General features: G+C 74.4%; 19 protein-coding genes. 11 read left to right on the forward strand and 8 right to left on the reverse strand.

Annotated features, from left to right (window positions below):
• Positions 1 to 104 precede the first annotated feature (104 nt).
• The 3 genes from O2W18_RS04815 to O2W18_RS04825 all read right to left on the reverse strand — a co-directional run bounded on the left by O2W18_RS04815 (position 105) and on the right by O2W18_RS04825 (position 2838).
• Positions 105 to 1115, reverse strand: coding sequence for a sulfite exporter TauE/SafE family protein (locus O2W18_RS04815; protein ID WP_269186417.1), 1011 nt, complete (start codon positions 1113 to 1115; stop codon positions 105 to 107).
• 91 nt (positions 1116 to 1206) lie between these two features.
• Positions 1207 to 1338, reverse strand: a complete 132-nt coding sequence (locus O2W18_RS04820) for a putative leader peptide (RefSeq protein ID WP_269186418.1) — start codon at positions 1336 to 1338, stop codon at positions 1207 to 1209.
• A 57-nt stretch (positions 1339 to 1395) separates the two neighbouring features.
• On the reverse strand, positions 1396 to 2838 hold the full coding sequence (locus O2W18_RS04825) for an MFS transporter (protein ID WP_269186419.1): 1443 nt from the start codon (positions 2836 to 2838) through the stop codon (positions 1396 to 1398).
• 121 nt (positions 2839 to 2959) lie between these two features.
• Here O2W18_RS04825 and O2W18_RS04830 point away from each other — a divergent pair, with 121 nt between their 5' ends.
• From O2W18_RS04830 to O2W18_RS04850, 5 genes are all read left to right on the forward strand, one after another.
• Positions 2960 to 4774: a copper resistance CopC/CopD family protein gene (locus tag O2W18_RS04830; protein ID WP_269186420.1), complete on the forward strand. Its 1815-nt coding sequence runs from the start codon at positions 2960 to 2962 to the stop codon at positions 4772 to 4774.
• A 34-nt stretch (positions 4775 to 4808) separates the two neighbouring features.
• Positions 4809 to 5537, forward strand: a complete 729-nt coding sequence (locus O2W18_RS04835; RefSeq protein WP_269186421.1) for a YcnI family copper-binding membrane protein — start codon at positions 4809 to 4811, stop codon at positions 5535 to 5537.
• Complete coding sequence (locus O2W18_RS04840; RefSeq protein WP_269186422.1) at positions 5534 to 6202, forward strand: SCO family protein; 669 nt, start codon at positions 5534 to 5536, stop codon at positions 6200 to 6202. The genes O2W18_RS04835 and O2W18_RS04840 overlap by 4 nt, the downstream gene beginning before the upstream one ends.
• Positions 6203 to 6225: 23 nt before the next feature.
• Entirely contained in the window at positions 6226 to 7329 is a 1104-nt protein-coding gene (locus O2W18_RS04845; RefSeq protein WP_269186423.1) for a hypothetical protein, read from the forward strand.
• A gap of 213 nt (positions 7330 to 7542) precedes the next feature.
• On the forward strand, positions 7543 to 8421 hold the full coding sequence (locus O2W18_RS04850) for a M23 family metallopeptidase (protein WP_269186424.1): 879 nt from the start codon (positions 7543 to 7545) through the stop codon (positions 8419 to 8421).
• A 13-nt stretch (positions 8422 to 8434) separates the two neighbouring features.
• On the opposite strand, the gene O2W18_RS04855 is transcribed toward O2W18_RS04850, so the two are convergent.
• The 5 genes from O2W18_RS04855 to O2W18_RS04875 form a co-directional block, all read right to left on the reverse strand.
• Positions 8435 to 8917: a hypothetical protein gene (locus tag O2W18_RS04855; RefSeq protein ID WP_269186425.1), complete on the reverse strand. Its 483-nt coding sequence runs from the start codon at positions 8915 to 8917 to the stop codon at positions 8435 to 8437.
• On the reverse strand, positions 8914 to 9186 hold the full coding sequence (locus O2W18_RS04860) for a helix-turn-helix transcriptional regulator (protein WP_269186426.1): 273 nt from the start codon (positions 9184 to 9186) through the stop codon (positions 8914 to 8916). The genes O2W18_RS04855 and O2W18_RS04860 overlap by 4 nt, the downstream gene beginning before the upstream one ends.
• Before the next feature lie 33 nt (positions 9187 to 9219).
• Positions 9220 to 9912, reverse strand: a complete 693-nt coding sequence (locus tag O2W18_RS04865; RefSeq protein WP_269186427.1) for a response regulator — start codon at positions 9910 to 9912, stop codon at positions 9220 to 9222.
• Positions 9909 to 12431 carry an ATP-binding protein gene (locus O2W18_RS04870; protein ID WP_269186428.1) on the reverse strand — a complete coding sequence of 841 codons (2523 nt, stop codon included), beginning with the start codon at positions 12429 to 12431 and terminating at the stop codon, positions 9909 to 9911. Before O2W18_RS04870 ends, O2W18_RS04865 begins: the two co-directional genes overlap by 4 nt.
• Positions 12432 to 12527: 96 nt before the next feature.
• A complete protein-coding gene (locus tag O2W18_RS04875; protein WP_269186429.1) occupies positions 12528 to 13154 on the reverse strand; it encodes a hypothetical protein in 627 nt (208 codons plus the stop codon).
• A gap of 216 nt (positions 13155 to 13370) precedes the next feature.
• On the opposite strand from O2W18_RS04875, the gene O2W18_RS04880 reads away from it, so the two are divergent.
• The 6 genes from O2W18_RS04880 (at position 13371) to kdpC (ending at position 19013) form a co-directional block, all read left to right on the forward strand.
• Entirely contained in the window at positions 13371 to 13805 is a 435-nt protein-coding gene (locus tag O2W18_RS04880) for a helix-turn-helix domain-containing protein (protein WP_269186430.1), read from the forward strand.
• A gap of 10 nt (positions 13806 to 13815) precedes the next feature.
• Positions 13816 to 14235, forward strand: coding sequence for a VOC family protein (locus tag O2W18_RS04885; RefSeq protein ID WP_269186431.1), 420 nt, complete (start codon positions 13816 to 13818; stop codon positions 14233 to 14235).
• Between the two features lie 273 nt (positions 14236 to 14508).
• On the forward strand, positions 14509 to 14589 hold the full coding sequence (gene kdpF / locus O2W18_RS21690) for a K(+)-transporting ATPase subunit F (RefSeq protein WP_442929125.1): 81 nt from the start codon (positions 14509 to 14511) through the stop codon (positions 14587 to 14589).
• Positions 14589 to 16289 (forward strand): potassium-transporting ATPase subunit KdpA, encoded by a 1701-nt coding sequence (gene kdpA / locus O2W18_RS04890; RefSeq protein ID WP_269186432.1) that lies wholly within the window; start codon positions 14589 to 14591, stop codon positions 16287 to 16289. The genes kdpF and kdpA overlap by 1 nt, the downstream gene beginning before the upstream one ends.
• A gap of 61 nt (positions 16290 to 16350) precedes the next feature.
• Positions 16351 to 18405: a potassium-transporting ATPase subunit KdpB gene (kdpB, locus tag O2W18_RS04895; RefSeq protein ID WP_269186433.1), complete on the forward strand. Its 2055-nt coding sequence runs from the start codon at positions 16351 to 16353 to the stop codon at positions 18403 to 18405.
• Entirely contained in the window at positions 18405 to 19013 is a 609-nt protein-coding gene (kdpC, locus tag O2W18_RS04900) for a potassium-transporting ATPase subunit KdpC (RefSeq protein ID WP_269186434.1), read from the forward strand. The genes kdpB and kdpC overlap by 1 nt, the downstream gene beginning before the upstream one ends.
• Positions 19014 to 19103 lie beyond the last annotated feature (90 nt).

Below are 19103 nucleotides of genomic sequence, written 5' to 3' on the forward strand. Positions count from 1 at the left end.
CCTCTGCTCGGACGGCGGGTCACCTCAGGTGGTGACCCGCCGGATCCGACAGTGCGCCGGGGGAACGTCTCGCGGCAAGGATCGTTGCCGCTACAGCAAAACGGTCAGGAGTGCAGGTGGCCCACCGGCACGCCGTCGGCGTCGACCGGCGCCACCTGGTTGGGGCGCGCAGTGCGCTCGGCCCGGGCTGCCCGCTCCTGCTCGGCCAGCTGCTCCGCCTCGGTGGCCAGCGCCTCGGCCGCCTCCTCCGCGCGCTCCCTGCGGTACTCGCGGAAGGACCAGACCACCGCCGCCGCCCAGGTCGCGTAGACGACCGCCAGGATGACGTACCGGACCGGGTCGCTGGCGCCGACCCACTCGCTGCTGAGCAGGCTCGTCGCGTTGGTGGAGACGATCATGCCGCCGACCCCGGCGCCGAGCAGCCGCGGCGGGACGAAGCGGACCAGCCAGGCGGCCAGCGGTGCGGCGACCAGACCACCGGCCAGCAGGCCGAGCACCCAGTAGGCGTTGATCCCCTGGCTGCCGAGGGCGAGGAGGAAGCCCAGGCTCGCGGCCAGGGAGACCAGGAACTCCGAGGTGTCGATCGAGCCGATCGTCTTGCGCGGCTCCATCCGGCCGCTGGCCAGGATGGCCGGGGTGCTCACCGGCCCCCAGCCGCCACCGCCGGTGGCGTCGATGAAGCCGGCGGTGAGGCCCAGCGGGGCGAGGAAGCGGGTGCGCATCGGCTTGCCCAGCTGGCGCCGGTCGATGCCGCGGAGGGTGAAGCGGGCCAGCAGGTACAGACCCAGGCCCAGCAGGATGAGCGACATCACCGGCGTGGCGACGGCGGTGGAGATGTTCGACAGCACGGTCGCTCCGGCGAAGGCGCCGATCGCGCCCGGGACGCCGATCTTGGCGACGACCTTCCAGTCGACGTTGCCGAACTTCCAGTGCGACAGGCCCGAGGCGAGGTTGGTGCCGATCTCGGCCAGGTGCACCGTGGCCGAGGCGGCGGCCGGGTTGGTGCCGATGGCGAGCAGCAGCGTCGTCGAGGTGACGCCGTAGCCCATGCCCAGGCTGCCGTCGACGAGCTGGGCGCCGAGGCCCGCGAGGGCGAGCAGGATCAGGGTCTTCACAGGGGATGTGCTCCGGGTTCGTGGGTGCGGGCGCGCCGGGTGGGGGCGCAGCGGACCGCGGTGAACGAGGGGCGCCGGACGGCGCGGGAGGTCAGCGGCCGAGACAGACGGCGGTGCTGACCCGGAGCAGGTCGACGTGCAGACGGCTCACCAGGAAGGCGCCGGGGAGGGCCGACGGGCGGCGGGTGGGGTGTCCACCGGTGGCCATCGCCGTCGTCGTCACGCCGACATTCCTACCATGTTGGTAGACATTGTGCGGAAGGGGGCCGGGAGGGCCTGGTCACGTCCGCAGGACGTCGTTGCGCACCGTGGCCCAGGCGACCGCTGAGCCCAGCACCATCGCCGCCGCGCAGAGCACGAGGGCGAGGGAGTAGCCGGAGCTGAACGACGCCGGGTCGGTGTGGTCGTCGCCGGAGAGCCCGACCGCCACCGGCAGCGCCGCGACGGCGAGCAGGTTCGCCGCCCGGGCGACCGCGTTGTTCACCCCGCTGGCCACGCCGGCCAGGTGGTCGGGGGCGGCGCCGAGCACGGTCGCGGTCAGCGGGGCCACCACCAGCGACATGCCCAGCCCGAGGCCCAGCGAGCCGGGCAGCACGTCGACCCAGTAGGAGCTGCCGGCCCCGACCCGGGTGAGCCACAGCAGGCCCCCGGCCGCCACCAGCGGGCCGACGGTCATCGGCAGCCGCGGCCCGATCCGCTGGGCGAGCGCGCCGGCCCGCGCCGACAGCAGCGTGATCACCAGGATCGTGGGCAGCAGCGCGGCGCCGGCCGCGGTGGCGCCGTAGCCCAGGACGGTCTGCAGTTGGAGGACCAGGAAGAACATGACGCCGCCCAGCGCCCCGTAGACGGCCAGGGTGCTGAGGTTCGCGCCGGTGAACTGCCGGTCGGCGAAGACGCCCAGCGGCAGCATCGGCTGGGCCGCCCGGCGCTCCCGGACGACGAACGCCGCCCCGGCCAGCACGCCGACGGCCGCGGCGAGGACCACCTCCGGCTGCCCGGGGTCGCTGCCCGCGGAGATCAGCGCGTCGGTGACCCCGGCCAGGGCCAGCGCACCGAGGACGGCGCCGAGCACGTCGAAGCGCCCGGTGCGCTCGGGGTCCCGGCTCTCCGGCAGGTGCCGGACGGCGACCAGGACGACGACCACCGCGAACGGGACGTTGATCCCGAACACCCAGCGCCAGCCGATCGAGTCGACGAGGAACCCGGCCAGGAACGGGCCGACCAGCCCGGCCAGGCCGCCCAGTGCCGACCACAGGCCGATGGCGCGGGGGCGGTCCCGGTGCCGGAAGGAGGACTGGATGATCGCCAGGCTGCCGGGGGTCAGCAGCGCACCGCCGATGCCCTGCAGCACCCGGGCGGCGACGAGCTGGCCGGTGCTCTGCGCCAGCCCGCAGGCCAGCGAGGCGACCGCGAACCAGACGACGCCGAGCACGAAGACCCGGCGGCGCCCGTACCGGTCGCCCAGCGCACCACCGAGCAGGACGAGCGAGGCCAGCGCCAGCGTGTACCCGGTCACCGTCCACTGCAGCCCGGACAGGGACGAGCCGAGGTCCCGGCTGATCGAGGGCAGGGCGACGTTGACCGCGGTGGCGTCCAGCAGCGCCATGGCCGAGGCGAGCACGGTGGCCAGCAGCACCCAGCGGCCCGGGGCGGTGCCCAGCGCGACCGGCTCGCCGGTGTCCGGCGGCGGCCCGCCGGCCGCCGCGGACGGGGACGAGCTCACCGGGTCATCCTGGTCGATCGGCCGGCCGCCCGGGGAGCAGGGGCCGACGGTGTGGGGTGGCTCTCCTCCGGAGCGGCGCACTGCCGGGAACTGGACGGCGGGCGCCGACGACTGTGCAACCGTGCAGCAGCAGGAGCGGACCCGGCGAGCAGCCCACCGCCGTCCCGGGTCATGGGCGCGGCGACTCTCCGCCGCCGTCCTGCTGGGCGCGTTGCTGGTGCTCGGCGTGCTCGTCGACGTGGGGACCGCCCGCCCGGCCGCCGCGCACGCCACGGTGGTGACGACGACGCCCGCCGATGGCGCCCGGCTGGACGTCGCGCCGGCCGAGGTGGTCATCGAGTTCGACGAGTCGGTCTCCCTGGGCGCCGGCTACGCGCGGGTCCTGGACGGCGACGGGGAGCGCGTGGACACCGGCGCCGCCGAGGTGCGCGACACCACCCTCACCGTGCCGCTGCGCGAGAACCTGCCCGATGCCGGCTACGTGGCCACCTACCGGGTCGTCTCGGCGGACTCCCACCCCGTCTCCGGTGCCTTCTCCTTCGCGGTGGGGAACGGCGAGCTGCTGCCGGCCGGCTCCGTCGGCGAGGGGGACGGCGCGGACCCGGCCGTGGCCGCGGCGCTCCCGGTCGCCCGGTGGCTGGGCTACCTGGGTCTGGCCCTCGGGCTCGGCGTGCCGCTGGTGCTGGCCACCTGCTGGCCGGGGGGCTGGGCGGTGCCCCGGTTGCGCCGACTGGCCGGCGCCGGACTGGCCGCCGTCGTCGCCGGCGGGCTGCTCTCCCTCGTGCTGCAGGGGCCCTACGCCGCTGGGAACGGGCTCGGTTCCCTCGTGGACCCGCAACTGCTGGGCACGACGCTGGACTCGACCTTCGGCCGTACGTTGCTGCTCCGGGTGGTCCTCGCCGGGCTGCTGGCCGCCGTCCTGCTGCGCGGCTGGCGGCGGGGGAGCGCGCCGGGCACCGGCTGGCTGGTCGCCGGCGGGGTGCTCGGCACCGCGCTGGTCCTCTCCGTCGCCGCGATCGGCCACCCGGTCGCCGGGCCGCTGCCCGTGCTGGCCGTGACGGTGGCCGCCGTGCACGTCGCGGCGATGAGCGTCTGGCTGGGCGGGCTGGTCGCGTTGCTCGCCGGCGCCCTCCGCGGGCCGACGCCGGCGGGGGAGCTGCTCGCCGCGCTGCCCCGCTGGTCGGGGCTGGCCGCCGGCTGCATCGGCGCCCTGGTCGTCACCGGCGTGCTGCAGTCGGTGCGCGAGGTGGGGTCGCTGTCCGCGCTGTTCGCCACGACCTACGGCTGGGTGCTGGTCGCCAAGGTCGGGCTCGTGCTGCTGGTGCTGGCCGCCGCCCTGGTGAGCCGGGACTGGGTGCAGCAGCGGGCGGGCACCCGCCGCCGCCCCTCGCGCCGGGTGGTCGCGCACGCGTTCGCGGCCGGCGCGGCCCCCACCGCCGAGGACCTCCCTGCTGAGGACCCCGCTGCGGTCGCGCCACCGGCGACGATCGGCGTGCTGCGCCGGGCGGTGCTGCTCGAGTGCATCGGCGCGGTCGTCGTCCTCGCGCTGTCCGCGGTGCTGGTCGGCACCCCGCCGGCGAAGGCGGCCGTCGCCCAGCCGGTCGAGGTGACCCTGCCGCTCCAGTCGGCCGGCGGCACCGGTGACGCGGGCGCGGTGCAGGTCACCCTCGACCCGGCCACGGCCGGCCCGACCACGGTGCACGTCTACCTCTTCGACGCCGACGGCCAGCTGACCCAGCCGCAGCAGATCGGGGTCACCCTCACCGAGGTCGAGCAGCAGATCGGCCCGCTGGACGTCGACCTCGCCCCGGCCGGGCCGGGCCACTACGTCGCCGACCCGACGCTGCCCACCGCCGGCACCTGGACCTTGACGGTGACCGTCCGGCTGGACGAGTTCACCGCAGTCACCGCCAGCACCGTCTTCCCGGTGAGCTGAACCCCTGCACGTCCCGCTGATCCGAGGAGAACCGTTGTCCCTGTCCCTGCTCCGTCCCGTGCGCCGTCCGGCCGTCGTCCTGCTGGCCGCGCTGCTCGCCTGGGCCGGGCTGCTCGTCGCCGGCACCGGCGTCGCCTCCGCGCACGTCACCGTCTCCTCCGGTGACGCCGCTCCGGGTGGCTACGGCAAGCTCACCTTCCGGGTGCCGAACGAGAGCGACACCGCGAGCACGGTCGGGCTGCGGGTCCAGGTGCCCACCGACACCCCGCTGACCTCGCTGCGCGCGCAGCCGGTGCCCGGCTGGACCGTCTCGCTGACCGAGGCGCAGCTCCCCGAGCCGGTCGAGGTGCACGGCGAGCCGGTCGAGCAGGCCGTCTCGGTGGTGGAGTTCCGGGCCGAGGAGGGGCAGGGCATCGCCCCCGGCCAGTTCCAGGAGTTCGCCCTCTCCGGCGGGCCGTTCCCGGAGACCGACGAGCTGACCTTCAACGCCGTGCAGATCTACAGCGACGGCACCGAGGCCGCGTGGATCGAGCCGACCGTCGACGGTCAGCCCGAGCCGCGGTACCCGGCCCCGGTGCTGTCGCTGGCGGAGGACGCCGGGACCTCGACCGACACGGTCGCGACGACGACCGGCACCGCGGCCGACGAGGGCGGCAGCGGCACCGCCGTCACCGCGCTGGTGCTCGCGGTGCTCGGGCTGCTCGCCGGGCTCGGTGGCCTCTACCTCGGTCTGACCGCGCGCCGACGTACCGTGGCTCCGTGAGCGCTGCGACCCGTCCGGCCCGTACCGGGCTGACCGCCCTGACCCTCGCGACCGGCCTGCTGCTGGCCGGCTGCGGCGGGGACGCCGACGCCAGTGCCAAGGCCACCGGCCACGACCACGGATCGGCGGAGGCCCCGGCCACGCTCGAGGGCGGCGTCCAGGAGGGCGGCATCCAGCTGGTCGACCCGTACCAGAAGCCGGACTTCACGCTCACCGACACCGCCGGCGCGTCGTTCGACTTCGCCGAGCAGACCGCGGACGGGCCGACCCTGCTGTTCTTCGGGTTCACCCACTGCCCGGACATCTGCCCGACCACGATGGCCGACGTCATGCTGGCACTGGGTGAGGTCGACCCGGCGGTGGCCGAGCAGACGTCGGTGGTGTTCGTGACCACCGACCCGGCGCGGGACACCCCCGAGGTCCTGCGGGAGTACCTGGACCGGTTCGACGCCGGCCTGCCGGCCGACTTCATCGGCCTCACCGGTGACCAGGAGCAGATCGAGCAGGCGCAGCTGGCCGCCGGCATACCGGTGGCGCAGAACGGCGGTGAGAGCCACTCCGCGCTGCTGCTGCTCTACGGCACCGACGGGGAGGCCGACGTCGCCTTCGACTCGGCCAACACCGCCCGCGACATCGCCCTCGAGCTGGCTGCCACCGCCGGGTGAGCCCGGGCAGTGTGCGTCCCGGGGTGGGTCGGGTCCTCGTGGTCCTGCTCGGGGTGCTGGCCGTCCTCGCCCTCGCCGCGCCGGCGTCGGCGCACGTGGGCGGCGGCGCGGCGGGCAGTGACTTCTCCGCCGCCGTCCGGTCGGTCTCCCCGCAGCTGCCGGGGGTCACCGTCCGGGTGCTGCAGTTCGGTGACGAGCTCGAGGTGGTCAACGAGACCGACACCGAGCTGACCGTGCCGGGGTACTCGGGCGAGCCCTACCTGCGGATCGGGCCGGACGGCGTCTGGCGCAACGCCGCCAGCCCGGCGACGTACCTCAACCTGGACCGGTACGGGCGCGCGCCGATGCCCGACGACGTCGACATCACCGCAGCCCCCCGCTGGGAGCAGGTGTCCACCCGGTCGCAGTACGTGTGGCACGACCACCGGACCCACTGGATGACCCAGGACCAGCTCCCCCCGGTGGTGACCGCGGACCCGTCCCGGCCGCACACGGTGATCGAGTGGACCGTGCCGATGACCCACGGCGGGACCGACGTCGTCGTCGAGGGCGTGCTCACCTGGAGCCCGCCACCACCGGGCTGGCTGGTCTGGCCCGCCCACCTGCTGCTGCTCGCCGGCGCGGTCGCCGCCGGCTGGCTCGCCCGCGGCCCCCGGCCGCTGGCCGCCGTCCTCGCGCTGGGGGCGCTGGCCTCGGTCCACCACGCGCTGGCCACGCCCGAGCCGCCGAGCAGCGTCTCCTCGCACGTCGGGGCGGTCGTCTCGGCACTGCTCCCGGCCTTGCTGGTGCTGCTGGTGGCGGCGATCGGGGTGCGGGCGGCCGGGCGCGGTCGCGGCGTGCTGACCGGTCTGCTGGCCGTGGTGGCCGGTTGGTTGCTGCTGGTGCAGGGCCTGCCCGACGTCGACGTGCTCTGGACGGCGAACGCGCTGACCGCCGGGCCGCAGCCGCTGGCCCGGGTGGCGGTCGCGGTCCTCGTCGCCGGCGGGCTGGGGCTGGTCCTCGGCGGGGTCGGTGCTGTCCGCCGCTTCCGGGACGACGCACCGACCGGCGACGCACCGACCGGCGGTGCGCCGACCCCGGGTGCCCCCGCCCCGGATGCACCGGTCGGCGAACCCGCCCTGCGCTGACCGGTCGACGTGTCGAGACGTCGACTCGGCATCAGGTCGACTCGGCGACGGGTGGTCTCCAGTCACTTCCGGAACGTTGTGAGGCAGTCACGCGGCGTGTTGTGGCGAACACGCCGGGCAGCGAATTACAACGGTGCAACTAGATGTTTGGATGTGCGCCAGACCGATCCGGAGCCACAGGAGGACGCCGGGGGTTCCAGGAGAGGCAGGCGCATGGGCTCGAGGCACGCCGGCGCGACCGTCCGCCCCCGCGGACGTCAGGCCGCACCGTCCTCGGGCACGCAGCCCTCGGTCACCCCGTCGTCGGGCCTCCTCTCGTCGGTCTCCCCGTCGTCCGGCTCTCCGTCGTCCGGATCCTGGCCGGCCGCCCTCCCGGCCGCCCCGGCGGCGGTCGCCCGCCGGCGTCCGGCCGCACTGCTCGCGGCGCTCGTCGTGGGGGCCACTGTCGCCCTGGTCGGCACCCAGACGCTGCCCGCCGCCGATGCCCGCGAGTCGGTCGAGGTGGCCGAGCTGCTCGGCTCGGACGCCGAGGGGCTGCTGGAGGTCGAGCCGACCCCGCAGCTGGCGATCACCGAGGTCGAGGCGCGCGCCCGGCTGGAGGAGGTCGCCGCCTCGCGTGCCGAGCGGGCCGACCGGGTCGCGAGGGAGCAGGCCGAGGCAGCCGAGGCCGCCGAGGCGGCGGCGGAGGCGGCCCGGCCGAAGGTGTCACCCCCGGTGAAGGGCGCCCGGCTGACCAGCTGCTTCTGCCCGCGCTGGGGGACGATGCACTGGGGGATCGACCTGGCGGCGCCGATGCTGACCCCGGAGTACGCGGTCGAGGACGGCGTCGTCCTGCGGGCGGGTGCGGCCAGCGGCTACGGCCTGGTCGTCTACATCCTGGGCGTCAGCGGTGACGTGACCGTGTACGGGCACATGGAGAAGATCCAGGTCGAGGCCGGTGAGGTGGTCAGCGCCGGTCAGCAGATCGCGCTGCTGGGCAGCCGTGGCCAGTCGACCGGCCCACACCTGCACTTCGAGGTCCACTCCGGGGGCATGGACGGCAAGCGCGTCGACCCGGTGGTCTGGCTGCGCGCCCGCGGCGTCGAGCTGTAGCAGGAACCCCTGCTCAGACCTGGCGATGCCAGGCGGTGACCAGGGTGGGCAGCACGATCCCGATGTGGAACGGCAGCAGGATCGCGCCGAGGAGCACGTTCGTGCCCGGTGCCGGCCAGTCGGCGACCAGCCAGGCGGCGACGGCGGCGAGCTCCAGGGTCAGCAGGGCGAAGCCGATCCGGTAGGCGCGTGCGTAGGCCTCGCCGCGCAGCTGCCACTGGCGCTCGTCGAGCGCTTCGGCCGGCAGCTCCTCCACGCCGCGGGTGCTGCCCTTGAGGGCGCCCAGGCACAGGACGAAGGCGATCAGCAGGACCGCCATGCCGACGGCGAAGGGCACGGGTGCCCGCTCGGCGATGAGGATGAGGCCCGCTTCGGCGACCAGCAGCCCGCACATCGCCACCACCAGCCGGCGTCGGACGCGTGGGGTGCGGGTGTACTCGAAGCGCGGGTCGTCGAGACGGGCGGCGCGCCGCTGGGTGCGGGTGGGGCTGCTCATGAGGACTCCTGGGTGCCGTAGACCTGCTCGGACAGGGTGCGGAACGGGGTGAGGGAGAAGACCGCCTCCATCGGGAGGCCGAAGACGGCGGCCAGCCGCAGCGCGAGGGTGGCGCTCGGGCTGTACTCGCCGCGTTCGAGGTAGCCGATCGTCTGGTAGTGCACGCCGACGGCGTCGGCCAGCTCCTGACGGGACATGCCGCGCTCGGTGCGCAGCAGGGTGAGCCGGTTGTACAGCTGTGGCTCATCGGAGCGCTTGCGCGGCGGCATGTAGCAAAGTTACTACGCCTGATCGCTGACGCGCTATCCCGGGAGGGGCGGGTCCTTCAGGAAGCGGTAGCCCATGCCGGGCTCGGTGTGCAGGTACCGCGGGTGCGCCGGGTCGGGTTCGAGCTTGCGGCGCAGCTGAGCGAGGTAGACCCGCAGGTAGTTGGTCTCCCGCTCGTACGCCGGGCCCCACACCGACTGCAGCAGCTCCCGCTGGCCGACCAGCCGGCCGGGGTTGCGCACCAGCTCCGACAGCAGCGCCCACTCGGTCGGGGTCAGCCGCACCGCGACGCCGTCCACCGTCACCTGCTTGGCGGCGAGGTCGACGGTGAAGTGGTCGGTGACCACCTGCGCCTGCCCGGGGTCGGCGGTGCCCCGGCGGAGGGCGGCGCGCAGCCGGGCGAGCAGCTCGGCCATGTCGAAGGGCTTGGTCACGTAGTCGTCGGCGCCGGCGTCCAGGGCGCCGACCTTGTCCGAGCTGTCGCCGCGGGCCGAGAGCACCACGACCGGGCCGGTGAACCACGGGCGCAGCCCGGCGAGCACCTCGGTGCCGTCGAGGTCGGGCAGCCCCAGGTCGAGCACGACGAGGTCGGGGTGGGCGGCCGCGGCTTCGGCGAGGGCGGTGCGCCCGTCCTCGGCGGTGACCACGTCGAACCCGGCGGCGCGCAGGGTGATCCGCAGGGCGCGGCGCAGCTGCGGGTCGTCATCGACGACGAGCACCCGGCTCACGCCTCGGCCGCCGTCAGCGGGGCCTCGGTCGCGCCGACCGGAGCGGCCGGCAGCGAGACGACCATGGTCAGCCCGCCGCCGGGGGTCTCCTCGGCGGTGAGCGTGCCGTCCATCGCCTCGGTCAGCCCACGTGCCACGGCCAGGCCCAGGCCGACGCCCTGCCCGGCGGGGGAGTCGCCCAGCCGCTGGAACGGCGCGAACATCCGGTCCCGGTCCCGCACCGGCACGCCCGGGCCGCGGTCGACCACGCGCACCTCGACCCGGCCGTCGACGGAGGAGACGTCGACCTGGAGGCCGCCGGGCGCGTGGCCGGCGGCGTTGAGCAGCAGGTTGGCCACCACCCGCTCCAGCAGCCCGGGGTCGGCCAGCGCTGCGGGGACGTCGGTGGCGTCGGGGCGGGTCACTCGCCGCCGCTGGGTGGGGTCCAGCCAGGTGAGCGCTCGGCCGACCACCGCGGCGACGTCGACCGGGTCGGCGGCCGGGGTGACCACGCCGGCCTGCAGCCGGCTCATGTCCAGCAGGTTGTCGACCAGGCCGGTGAGCCGGTCGGCCGACTCGTCGACGGTGGCGACCAGCTCGGCGCGGTCCTCCTCGCTCAGCGCGAGCTCCTCGGTGCGCAGGGCGGAGGCGGCGGCCTTGATCCCGGCCAGCGGGGTGCGCAGGTCGTGGCTCACCGCGGCGAGCAGCGCGTTGCGCATGCTGTTGCCCGCGGCGAGCCGGGAGGCCTCCGCGGCCTGGGCGGCGAGCCGGCCCTGCTGCAGGGCGACGGCGGCCTGCTCGGCGACGGAGACCAGCACCTTCCGGTCACCGGCCGGCAGCGCGCGCCCGCACAGCCGCAGGGTGAGGGTGTCGGTGACCGCGACGTCGTCGACCTGGTCGTCGGCGCCGGGCTCGCCGCAGGTCCCGACGGTGTGCTCGCGGCCCTCGGCGCTCTCCACCATGGTGACCGCGCGCAGGCCGAACGCCTCCCGGATCTGCTCCAGCAGGCTGGGCAGGGCCCGGTCGCCGGCGAGCACCGAGCGGGACAGCGAGGCGAGCATCGCCGTCTCGGCGCGGGAGCGGGCCGCCGCGGTGGCCCGGCGGGCGGAGCGGTCGACGACGGCGGCCACCGCCACGGCCACGACCACCCCGCCGAACAGCGAGACGACGTCGTCGACCTGGCTGACCGTGAGCCGGCCGGTGGGGGCGGTGAAGAACCAGTTGGCGACCAGCCCGCCGGCGACGGCGGCGGCCAGCGCGGGCCCCAGCCCACCGACGATCGCCACCGCCGTGACGAGCAGGACGAAGGCCAGCAGCACGCTGGCCAGCGACAGTGCCGCCTGGGCGGCGATGCAGCTCAGCGCCAGCACGGGGACGCCCACCACGGCCACCAGCCAGCCCAGCCAGCGGCGCCGCGCGGTCAGCGCCCCCTGGCTGCGGGGCAGCCGCCAGCCCTGCGACCCGGCGGCGGAGTGGGTGACGATGTGCACGTCGATCTCGCCGGAGCCGGCGATCACCCGCCCGCCGATGCCGCCGCGCAGCGCCCGCGCCCACCGCGGGCGCCGGCTGGTGCCGATGACCAGCTGCGTGGCGTCGACGCCCCGGGCGAACTCCAGCAGGGCCTCGGCGACGTCGTCCCCGACGACCTGGTGGTAGCTGCCGCCCAGGCTCTCCACGAGGGCCCGCTGGGCGCGCAGCGCCCCGGAGGAGGCGCCGGCCAGGCCGTCGCCGGAGAGCACGTGCACGGCGAGCAGCACGCCGTTGCCGCTGCGCCGGGCCACCCGGGAGGCGCGGCGGATCAGCGTCTCGCCCTCCGGGCCACCGGTGAGGGTGACGACCACCCGCTCGCGGGCCTCCCAGACGTGGTCGATGGCGTGGTCGTGCTTGTACGTGCGCAGCCCCTCGTCGACCCGGTCGGCGAGCCACAGCAGCGCCAGCTCGCGCAGTGCGGTCAGGTTGCCGACCCGGAACCAGTGGCCCATCGCGGCGTCGACCCGCTCGGCGGGGTAGACGTTCCCGTGCGCCAGGCGGCGGCGCAGCGCCTCGGGGCTCATGTCGACCAGCTCGATCTGGTCGGCCCGGCGGACCACCGCGTCGGGCACCGTCTCCTGCTGCGGGACGCCGGTGATCTGCTCGACCACGTCGTTGAGGCTCTCCAGGTGCTGCACGTTGACCGTGGTCAGCACGCTGATCCCGGCGTCCAGCACCTGCTCGACGTCCTGCCAGCGCTTCTCGTGCCGGCTGCCCGGCACGTTGGTGTGCGCGAGCTCGTCGATGACGACGACGTCCGGGCGGCGGGCGAGGACGGCGTCGACGTCGAGCTCGTCGAGGGTGACGCCGCGGTGGGTGACCCGGGCGCGGGGGAGCACCTCCAGGCCCTCGACGGCGGCGGCGGTGCGCGGCCGGCCGTGGGTCTCGACCAGGCCGACGACGACGTCGCAGCCCCGCTCGCGGCGCCGGTGGGCCTCACCGAGCACGGCGAAGGTCTTCCCGACGCCGGGGGCGGCGCCCAGGTAGATGCGCAGCGTGCCGCGGGCCATGCGCCCATGATCACCCCGGGCACCTACAGTCCGACGCGGCCGGGCGTCAGGATCGCGTCAAGACCACCCCCGGTGGGTGACGGCGGACGCCCGGGTTCAGCCGACCTGGCGGTGCGGCACGGGCCGGTGCCGCAGCCGGCGGCGGGCGATCAACGCGCCGGCCAGGACGGCGACCGCGGCGGCCGGCACCCAGCCGGCCTCGTCGGCGACCTGCTGCCCGAGCTCCCGGGACAGCAGGACGACGGTGGTCGCCCACGCCGTGCTGCTGGCGACGACGACCGGCCCCAACAACCGCAGCGGCACGCCCGCGCCCCCGGCGACGCGGGGCGTCAGCGTCCGGGTGACCGCAGCCCAGTGCGCGGCGGCGAGCACCAGCGCCGTGTGCCCGGGCGACCGGCTGGTCAGCCACGCCTCCGCCTGCCGCACCGCGGGTTCGACCCGGGTCCGCAGTCGGCCCTGCGGTGGGCCGGTCGTCCGGCGGTGGTGGCCGCGCAGCCAGCCGTGCACCGCCCCACCGGCGCTCGCGGCCGCGGCGACGGCGATGGGCAGCGCGGGGTGCGTGCCGGTGGTTGCCGACCACAGCCCCAGGACGACGAGGGTGGTCGACCCGGGCAGCAGCACCCCGGCGATCACCCCGCTCTCCAGGGCCAGGACCAGCGCGGCGACGCCGAGCACCAGCACCGCCGGCCAGCTGCCGACCTGGTCCAGGGCGGCGGTCACCATGGGCGTGCCCTCGCCGTCGTCCGCATCTGCTGCCCCCCCTGGTCGCCGTCGTCCCGACGGTGGTCGGTGCCGCTGGCGATCGGCTGGGCTGAGCCTGTCGGGAACCGGTGCCCCGGCACATCAGGGATTCCCCTGATCCCTTGACCGCGGGGCCCGGCGACGCGACGGTCGACCCTCAGGAGGAGATGCCGTGAGCAGCACGTCAGGACCGGTCCGATGAGCCGCGCGAGCGAGGACTCGAACCGGCGGATGCTGCGCGCCCGGGACGCGATGGACCGCTCCTACGCCGAGCCGTTCGACGTCCCGACGCTGGCCCGGCTCGCGCACGTGTCGGAGGCGCACTTCATCCGCACCTTCCGGGCCACGTTCGGCGAGACGCCGCACCGGTACCTGCAACGGCGGCGGGTGGAGCGGGCGATGTGGCTGCTGCGCAGCACCGACACCACGGTGACCGACGTCTGCATGACCGTGGGGTTCACGAGCCTGGGCACGTTCAGCCGGGTGTTCACCGAGATCGTGGGGGAGCCACCGAGCGTGTACCGGCGTCGTGGTCCGCTGGCGCCGGTGCCCTCCTGCTTCGGCATGCGGTGGCTGCGGCCCAGCGGAGAGACCGCAGTTTCGGAGAAGCCCGGGGACGCTGCCCGCCCCTAGCGTCCTGACCATGTTGAACACCATCTCGATCACCTCCCTCTACGTCCTCGACCAGGACCAGGCGCTGGACTTCTACGTCGGCACGCTCGGTTTCGAGGTGCAGACCGACCAGCAGTTCGGGCCGATGCGCTTCCTCACCGTGGCGCTGCCCTCCGACCCGGGGCACGCGGTGCTGCTCGAGCTGCCCGCCCCGCCGTCGGTGAGCCCGGAGATCGCCGGCCAGGTGCGTGACCTGGTCACCAAGGGCGCCGGCGGCGGGCACCTGTTCTTCACCACCGACGACGCGCGCAAGACCCACGCCGAGCTCAAGGAGCGGGGGGTGGACCTGCCGGAGGAGCCGATCGTGCAGCCCTACGGCATCGACTTCGGCTTCCGCGACCCGTTCGGCAACTCGGTCCGCGTCGCCCAGATGACCCCGCCGCCGTCCTGATCCCCCCCAGGGGCCAAAGTCGCGATTTTGGCCCCTGGGGGTCGGTCCGTCAGGACGGCGTCAAGGTCGCCACCCCCCGCCGTCAAGGACTCGTCAAGACACCCGTCAGGACCGCTGAGCGCTCCTAGCGTCGCCGCTCGGACGTGGACGACGACCGGTCGTCCACCCGGATGCGGATGAAGGTGCTCTCGACGTGACCGACGTGGTCTACGTGCTCCTGACGCTGGTGGTCTTCGGGCTGCTGGCGCTGGCGGTGCGGGGGGTGGAACGGCTGTGACCTGGGTCGCGTTGGCCGTGGCCGCCGGGCTGGTGCTCTACCTGCTCGCGAGCCTGCTGTTCCCGGAGCGGTTCTGATGAGCAGCACCGCAGCCGGCTGGCTGCAGGTGGCGTTGCTGGTGGTCGCGCTGGTCGCCGTCCAGAAGCCGTTGGGCGACTGGATGGCCCGCGTCTTCACCACCGACGCCGCCCCCCAGGGGCCAAAATCGCGACTTTGGCCCCAAGGGCACTGGCGGGTCGAGCGGCTGGTCTACCGCGCCGTGGGGGTGGACGCGGACTCCGAGCAGCGGTGGCCGGTGTACCTGCGAAGCGTGCTGGCCTTCTCGCTGGTGTCGGTGCTCTTCCTGTACCTGCTCCAGCGCGTGCAGCAGTGGCTGCCGCTGGACAACGGGATGGCGGCGGTGAAGCCGGGCTCGGCCTGGAACACCGCGATCAGCTTCGTGACCAACACGAACTGGCAGGGCTACAGCGGCGAGTCGACGATGGGCCACCTGGTCCAGATGACCGGGCTCGCGGTGCAGAACTTCACCTCCGCCGCCGTCGGCATCGCGGTGGCGGTCGCGCTGGTGCGCGGCTTCGCCCGCAGCGGCACCGACCGGCTGGGCAACTTCTGGGTCGACGTGACCCGGGCGATCACCCGGGTGCTGCTGCCGCTGGCCACGGTCGCCGCCGTCGTCCTTGTGCTCGGTGGGGTGGTGCAGAACCTGTCCTCGGGCACCGACGCGACGACGCTGGCCGGGGCGACGCAGTTCCTGCCCGGCGGGCCGGTGGCCTCTCAGGAGGCGATCAAGGAGCTGGGCACCAACGGCGGTGGCTTCTACAACGCCAACTCCGCGCACCCGTTCGAGGGCCCGAGCGCCTGGATCTCGCTGTTCCAGGTGTTCCTGCTGCTGGTCATCCCGTTCTCGCTGCCGCGCACCTTCGGCCGGATGGTCGGTGACCGCCGGCAGGGCCTGGCGATCGTCGGCGTGATGGCCGGCCTGGCCACCGCCTCGCTGGCGCTCACCAGCTGGGCGCAGGCCCGGGCCGGGGGAGCGGCGCTGCAGCTCGCGGGAGCCGCGACCGAAGGCCAGGAGGTCCGCTTCGGAGGGCCGCTGTCGACACTCTTCGGGACGGCGACGACGCTGACCTCGACCGGCGCGGTCAACTCGATGCACGACAGCTACACGCCCACCGGCGGGATGCTGGTGCTGGCGAACATGATGCTCGGCGAGGTCGCGCCCGGCGGGGTGGGCTCCGGGCTCTACGGGATGCTCGTGCTCGCCGTCGTCGCGGTGTTCGTCGCGGGGCTGATGGTCGGGCGCACCCCGGAGTACCTGGGCAAGAAGCTCGGCCGCCGGGAGATGACCCTGGCCTCGCTGTACGTGCTGGTCACCCCAGTGCTCGTGCTCACCGGAACGGCGGTCGCGGTGGTCACCGACACCGGGCTGAGCTCGCTGCTGAACAGCGGGCCGCACGGGCTGAGCGAGGTGCTCTACGCCTTCACGTCGGCGTCAAACAACAACGGCTCGGCGTTCGCCGGGCTGAGCGCGAACACGCCCCTCTACAACACCGCCCTCGGCCTGGCGATGGCCTTCGGCCGCTTCCTGCCCATCGTCCTGGTGGTCGCGCTGGCCGGCCGGCTCGCGGCGCAGGGCAAGGCGCCGGTGACCGCCGGGACGCTGCCCACCCACCAGCCGCTGTTCGTCGGCCTTCTGGGCGCCGTCGTCCTGGTCGTCGTCGGCCTCACGTACTTCCCGGCGCTCGCGCTGGGCCCCCTCGCCGAGGCCCTCGCATGACCCCCACCTCCCCGGGGCCAAAGTCGCGATCTTGGCCCCTCCTCTCGACTGAAGGACTGTCATGACAACGGCGCTCGATCGTCGTCCCCTCTCCACCCCGGACCCCCGACCCACGCAGCGCGCATCGATCGAGTGGGGTCCGGCGCTGGCCGGCGCCGTCCGCAAGCTCGACCCGCGCGGGCTGGTGCGCCAGCCGGTGGTGTTCGTGGTGTGGGTCGGCTCGGTGTTCTCCACTGTGCTGGCGCTCACCGACCCGTCGGTGTTCGGCTGGCTGATCGCCGGCTGGCTGTGGCTGACCGTGCTGTTCGCCAACGCCGCCGAGGCCGTGGCCGAGGGGCGGGGCAAGGCGCAGGCCGACACCCTGCGCAAGGCCCGGCAGACCACCGTCGCGTACCTGCTCGACGGCACCGAGGTGCCCGCCGCCGACCTGCGGCCGGGCATGCGGGTGGTCGTGGTGGCCGGGCAGGTGATCCCGGGGGACGGCGACGTCGTCGAGGGGATCGCCAGCGTCGACGAGTCGGCGATCACCGGGGAGTCGGCGCCGGTGATCCGCGAGTCCGGCGGTGACCGGTCGGCGGTGACCGGCGGGACGACGGTGCTGTCCGACCGGATCGTCGTGGAGATCACCAGCAAGCCGGGGGAGACGTTCGTCGACCGGATGATCGCCCTGGTCGAGGGCGCCTCCCGGCAGCGGACGCCGAACGAGATCGCGCTGAACATCCTGCTCAGCTCGCTGACCATCGTGTTCCTGATCGTGGTCATCACCCTGCAGCCGCTGGCTGTCTACTCGGGTGCCGAGCAGTCGCTGACCACGCTGATCGCGCTGGTGGTCTGCCTGATCCCGACCACGATCGGGGCGCTGCTGTCGGCGATCGGCATCGCCGGGATGGACCGGCTGGTGCAGCGCAACGTGCTGGCGATGAGCGGCCGCGCGGTCGAGGCGGCCGGCGACGTGAACACCCTGCTGCTGGACAAGACCGGCACCATCACCCTCGGCAACCGGCAGGCGTCGGAGTTCGTCGCCGTCGGGACGGCTTCGGAGGCGGAGGTCGCCGACGCCGCGCAGCTGGCCTCGCTGGCCGACGAGACGCCGGAGGGCCGCAGCATCGTCGTCCTGGCGAAGGCCAGCTACGGCCTGCGCGGGCGGGACGACCTGCCGGGTGCGGAGTTCGTGCCGTTCACCGCGCAGACCCGGATGAGCGGGGTCGACCTCCCCGACGGCCGGCAGCTCCGCAAGGGCGCCGCGGGCGCGGTGCTGGCGTGGGTGCGGGCGCAGGACGGCCCGGTGCCGCCGGAGGTCGGCGACGTCGTCGACGGCATCTCCGCCGCCGGCGGGACACCGCTGCTGCTGGCTGTTGCGCACGGCGGCTCGGCTCGGGTGCTGGGCGTCATCCACCTCAAGGACGTCGTCAAGGAGGGGATGGCCGAGCGCTTCGCCGAGCTGCGCCGGATGGGCATCCGCACGGTGATGATCACCGGCGACAACGAACGGACGGCGCGGGCGATCGCCACGGAGGCCGGGATCGACGACGTCCTGGCCGAGGCGACGCCGGAAGACAAGCTGGCGCTGATCCAGCGCGAGCAGTCCGGCGGCCGGCTGGTGGCGATGACCGGTGACGGGACGAACGACGCCCCGGCGCTGGCGCAGGCCGACGTCGGGGTGGCGATGAACACCGGGACGACCGCGGCCAAGGAGGCCGGCAACATGGTCGACCTGGACTCCGACCCGACGAAGCTGATCGAGATCGTGGAGATCGGCAAGCAGCTGCTGATCACCCGCGGGTCGCTGACCACGTTCAGCATCGCCAACGACCTGGCCAAGTACTTCGCGATCCTGCCGGCCATGTTCGCCGGGGTCTTCCCGGGGCTGGACGCGCTGAACGTGATGCGGCTGAGCTCGCCGGAGTCGGCGATCCTGTCGGCGGTCGTGTTCAACGCGCTGATCATCGTGGCGCTGGTGCCGCTGGCGCTGCGCGGCGTGAGGTACCGGCCGGCGTCCGCGTCGGCGATGTTGCGCCGCAACCTGCTGCTCTACGGCGTCGGCGGCGTGGTGCTGCCCTTCGTCGGGATCAAGCTCATCGACCTGCTCGTCTCTCTCATCCCCGGGATCGCGTGATGTCCGCTCTGCGTTCGGGCCGCCAGCTGGTGGCCGCCGTCCGTGCCCTGCTCGTCGCCACCGTGGTGCTCGGGCTGGCCTACCCGCTGCTGATGACGGGCGTAGCCCAGGTGATCGCGCCGGCCCGCGCCGACGGGGCGCTGGTGTCGGTGGACGGCTCCGTGGTCGGGTCGTCGTTGATCGGCCAGTCGTTCACCGACTCCGACGGCGACCCGCTGCCCGAGTACTTCCAGTCCCGACCGTCGGCATCGGACTACGACGGTGCGGCGTCCGGTGGGTCGAACCTGGGGCCGAACTCCGAGGAGCTGGTCGCCGCGGTGGGGGAGCGGCGGGCTGAGGTGGCCGCCTTCAACGGGGTCGCGGAGTCCGAGGTGCCGGCCGACGCGGTGACGGCGTCCGGGTCAGGGCTGGACCCGGACATCTCGCCGGAGTACGCGGCTCTGCAGGTGGCCCGCATCGCCGAGGCGCGCGGGGTGCCGGTGGACGACGTCCAGGCGCTGGTGGACGAGCACACCGCCGGGCGGGACCTCGGCTTCATCGGGGCGCCGCACGTGCGAGTGCTGGACCTCAACCTGGCCCTCGACGAGCAGCTCGGCGCAGGGGGCTGACGACACGGTGCCCGGCGGGGACCCCTACGCCGGGCACCGTTCACCCTGATGTAGTCTTCTCCACGGCTCGGACACACCAGACCGGGTCAG

This window comes from Modestobacter sp. VKM Ac-2983 (assembly GCF_026967885.1).
GTDB lineage: Bacteria > Actinomycetota > Actinomycetes > Mycobacteriales > Geodermatophilaceae > Modestobacter.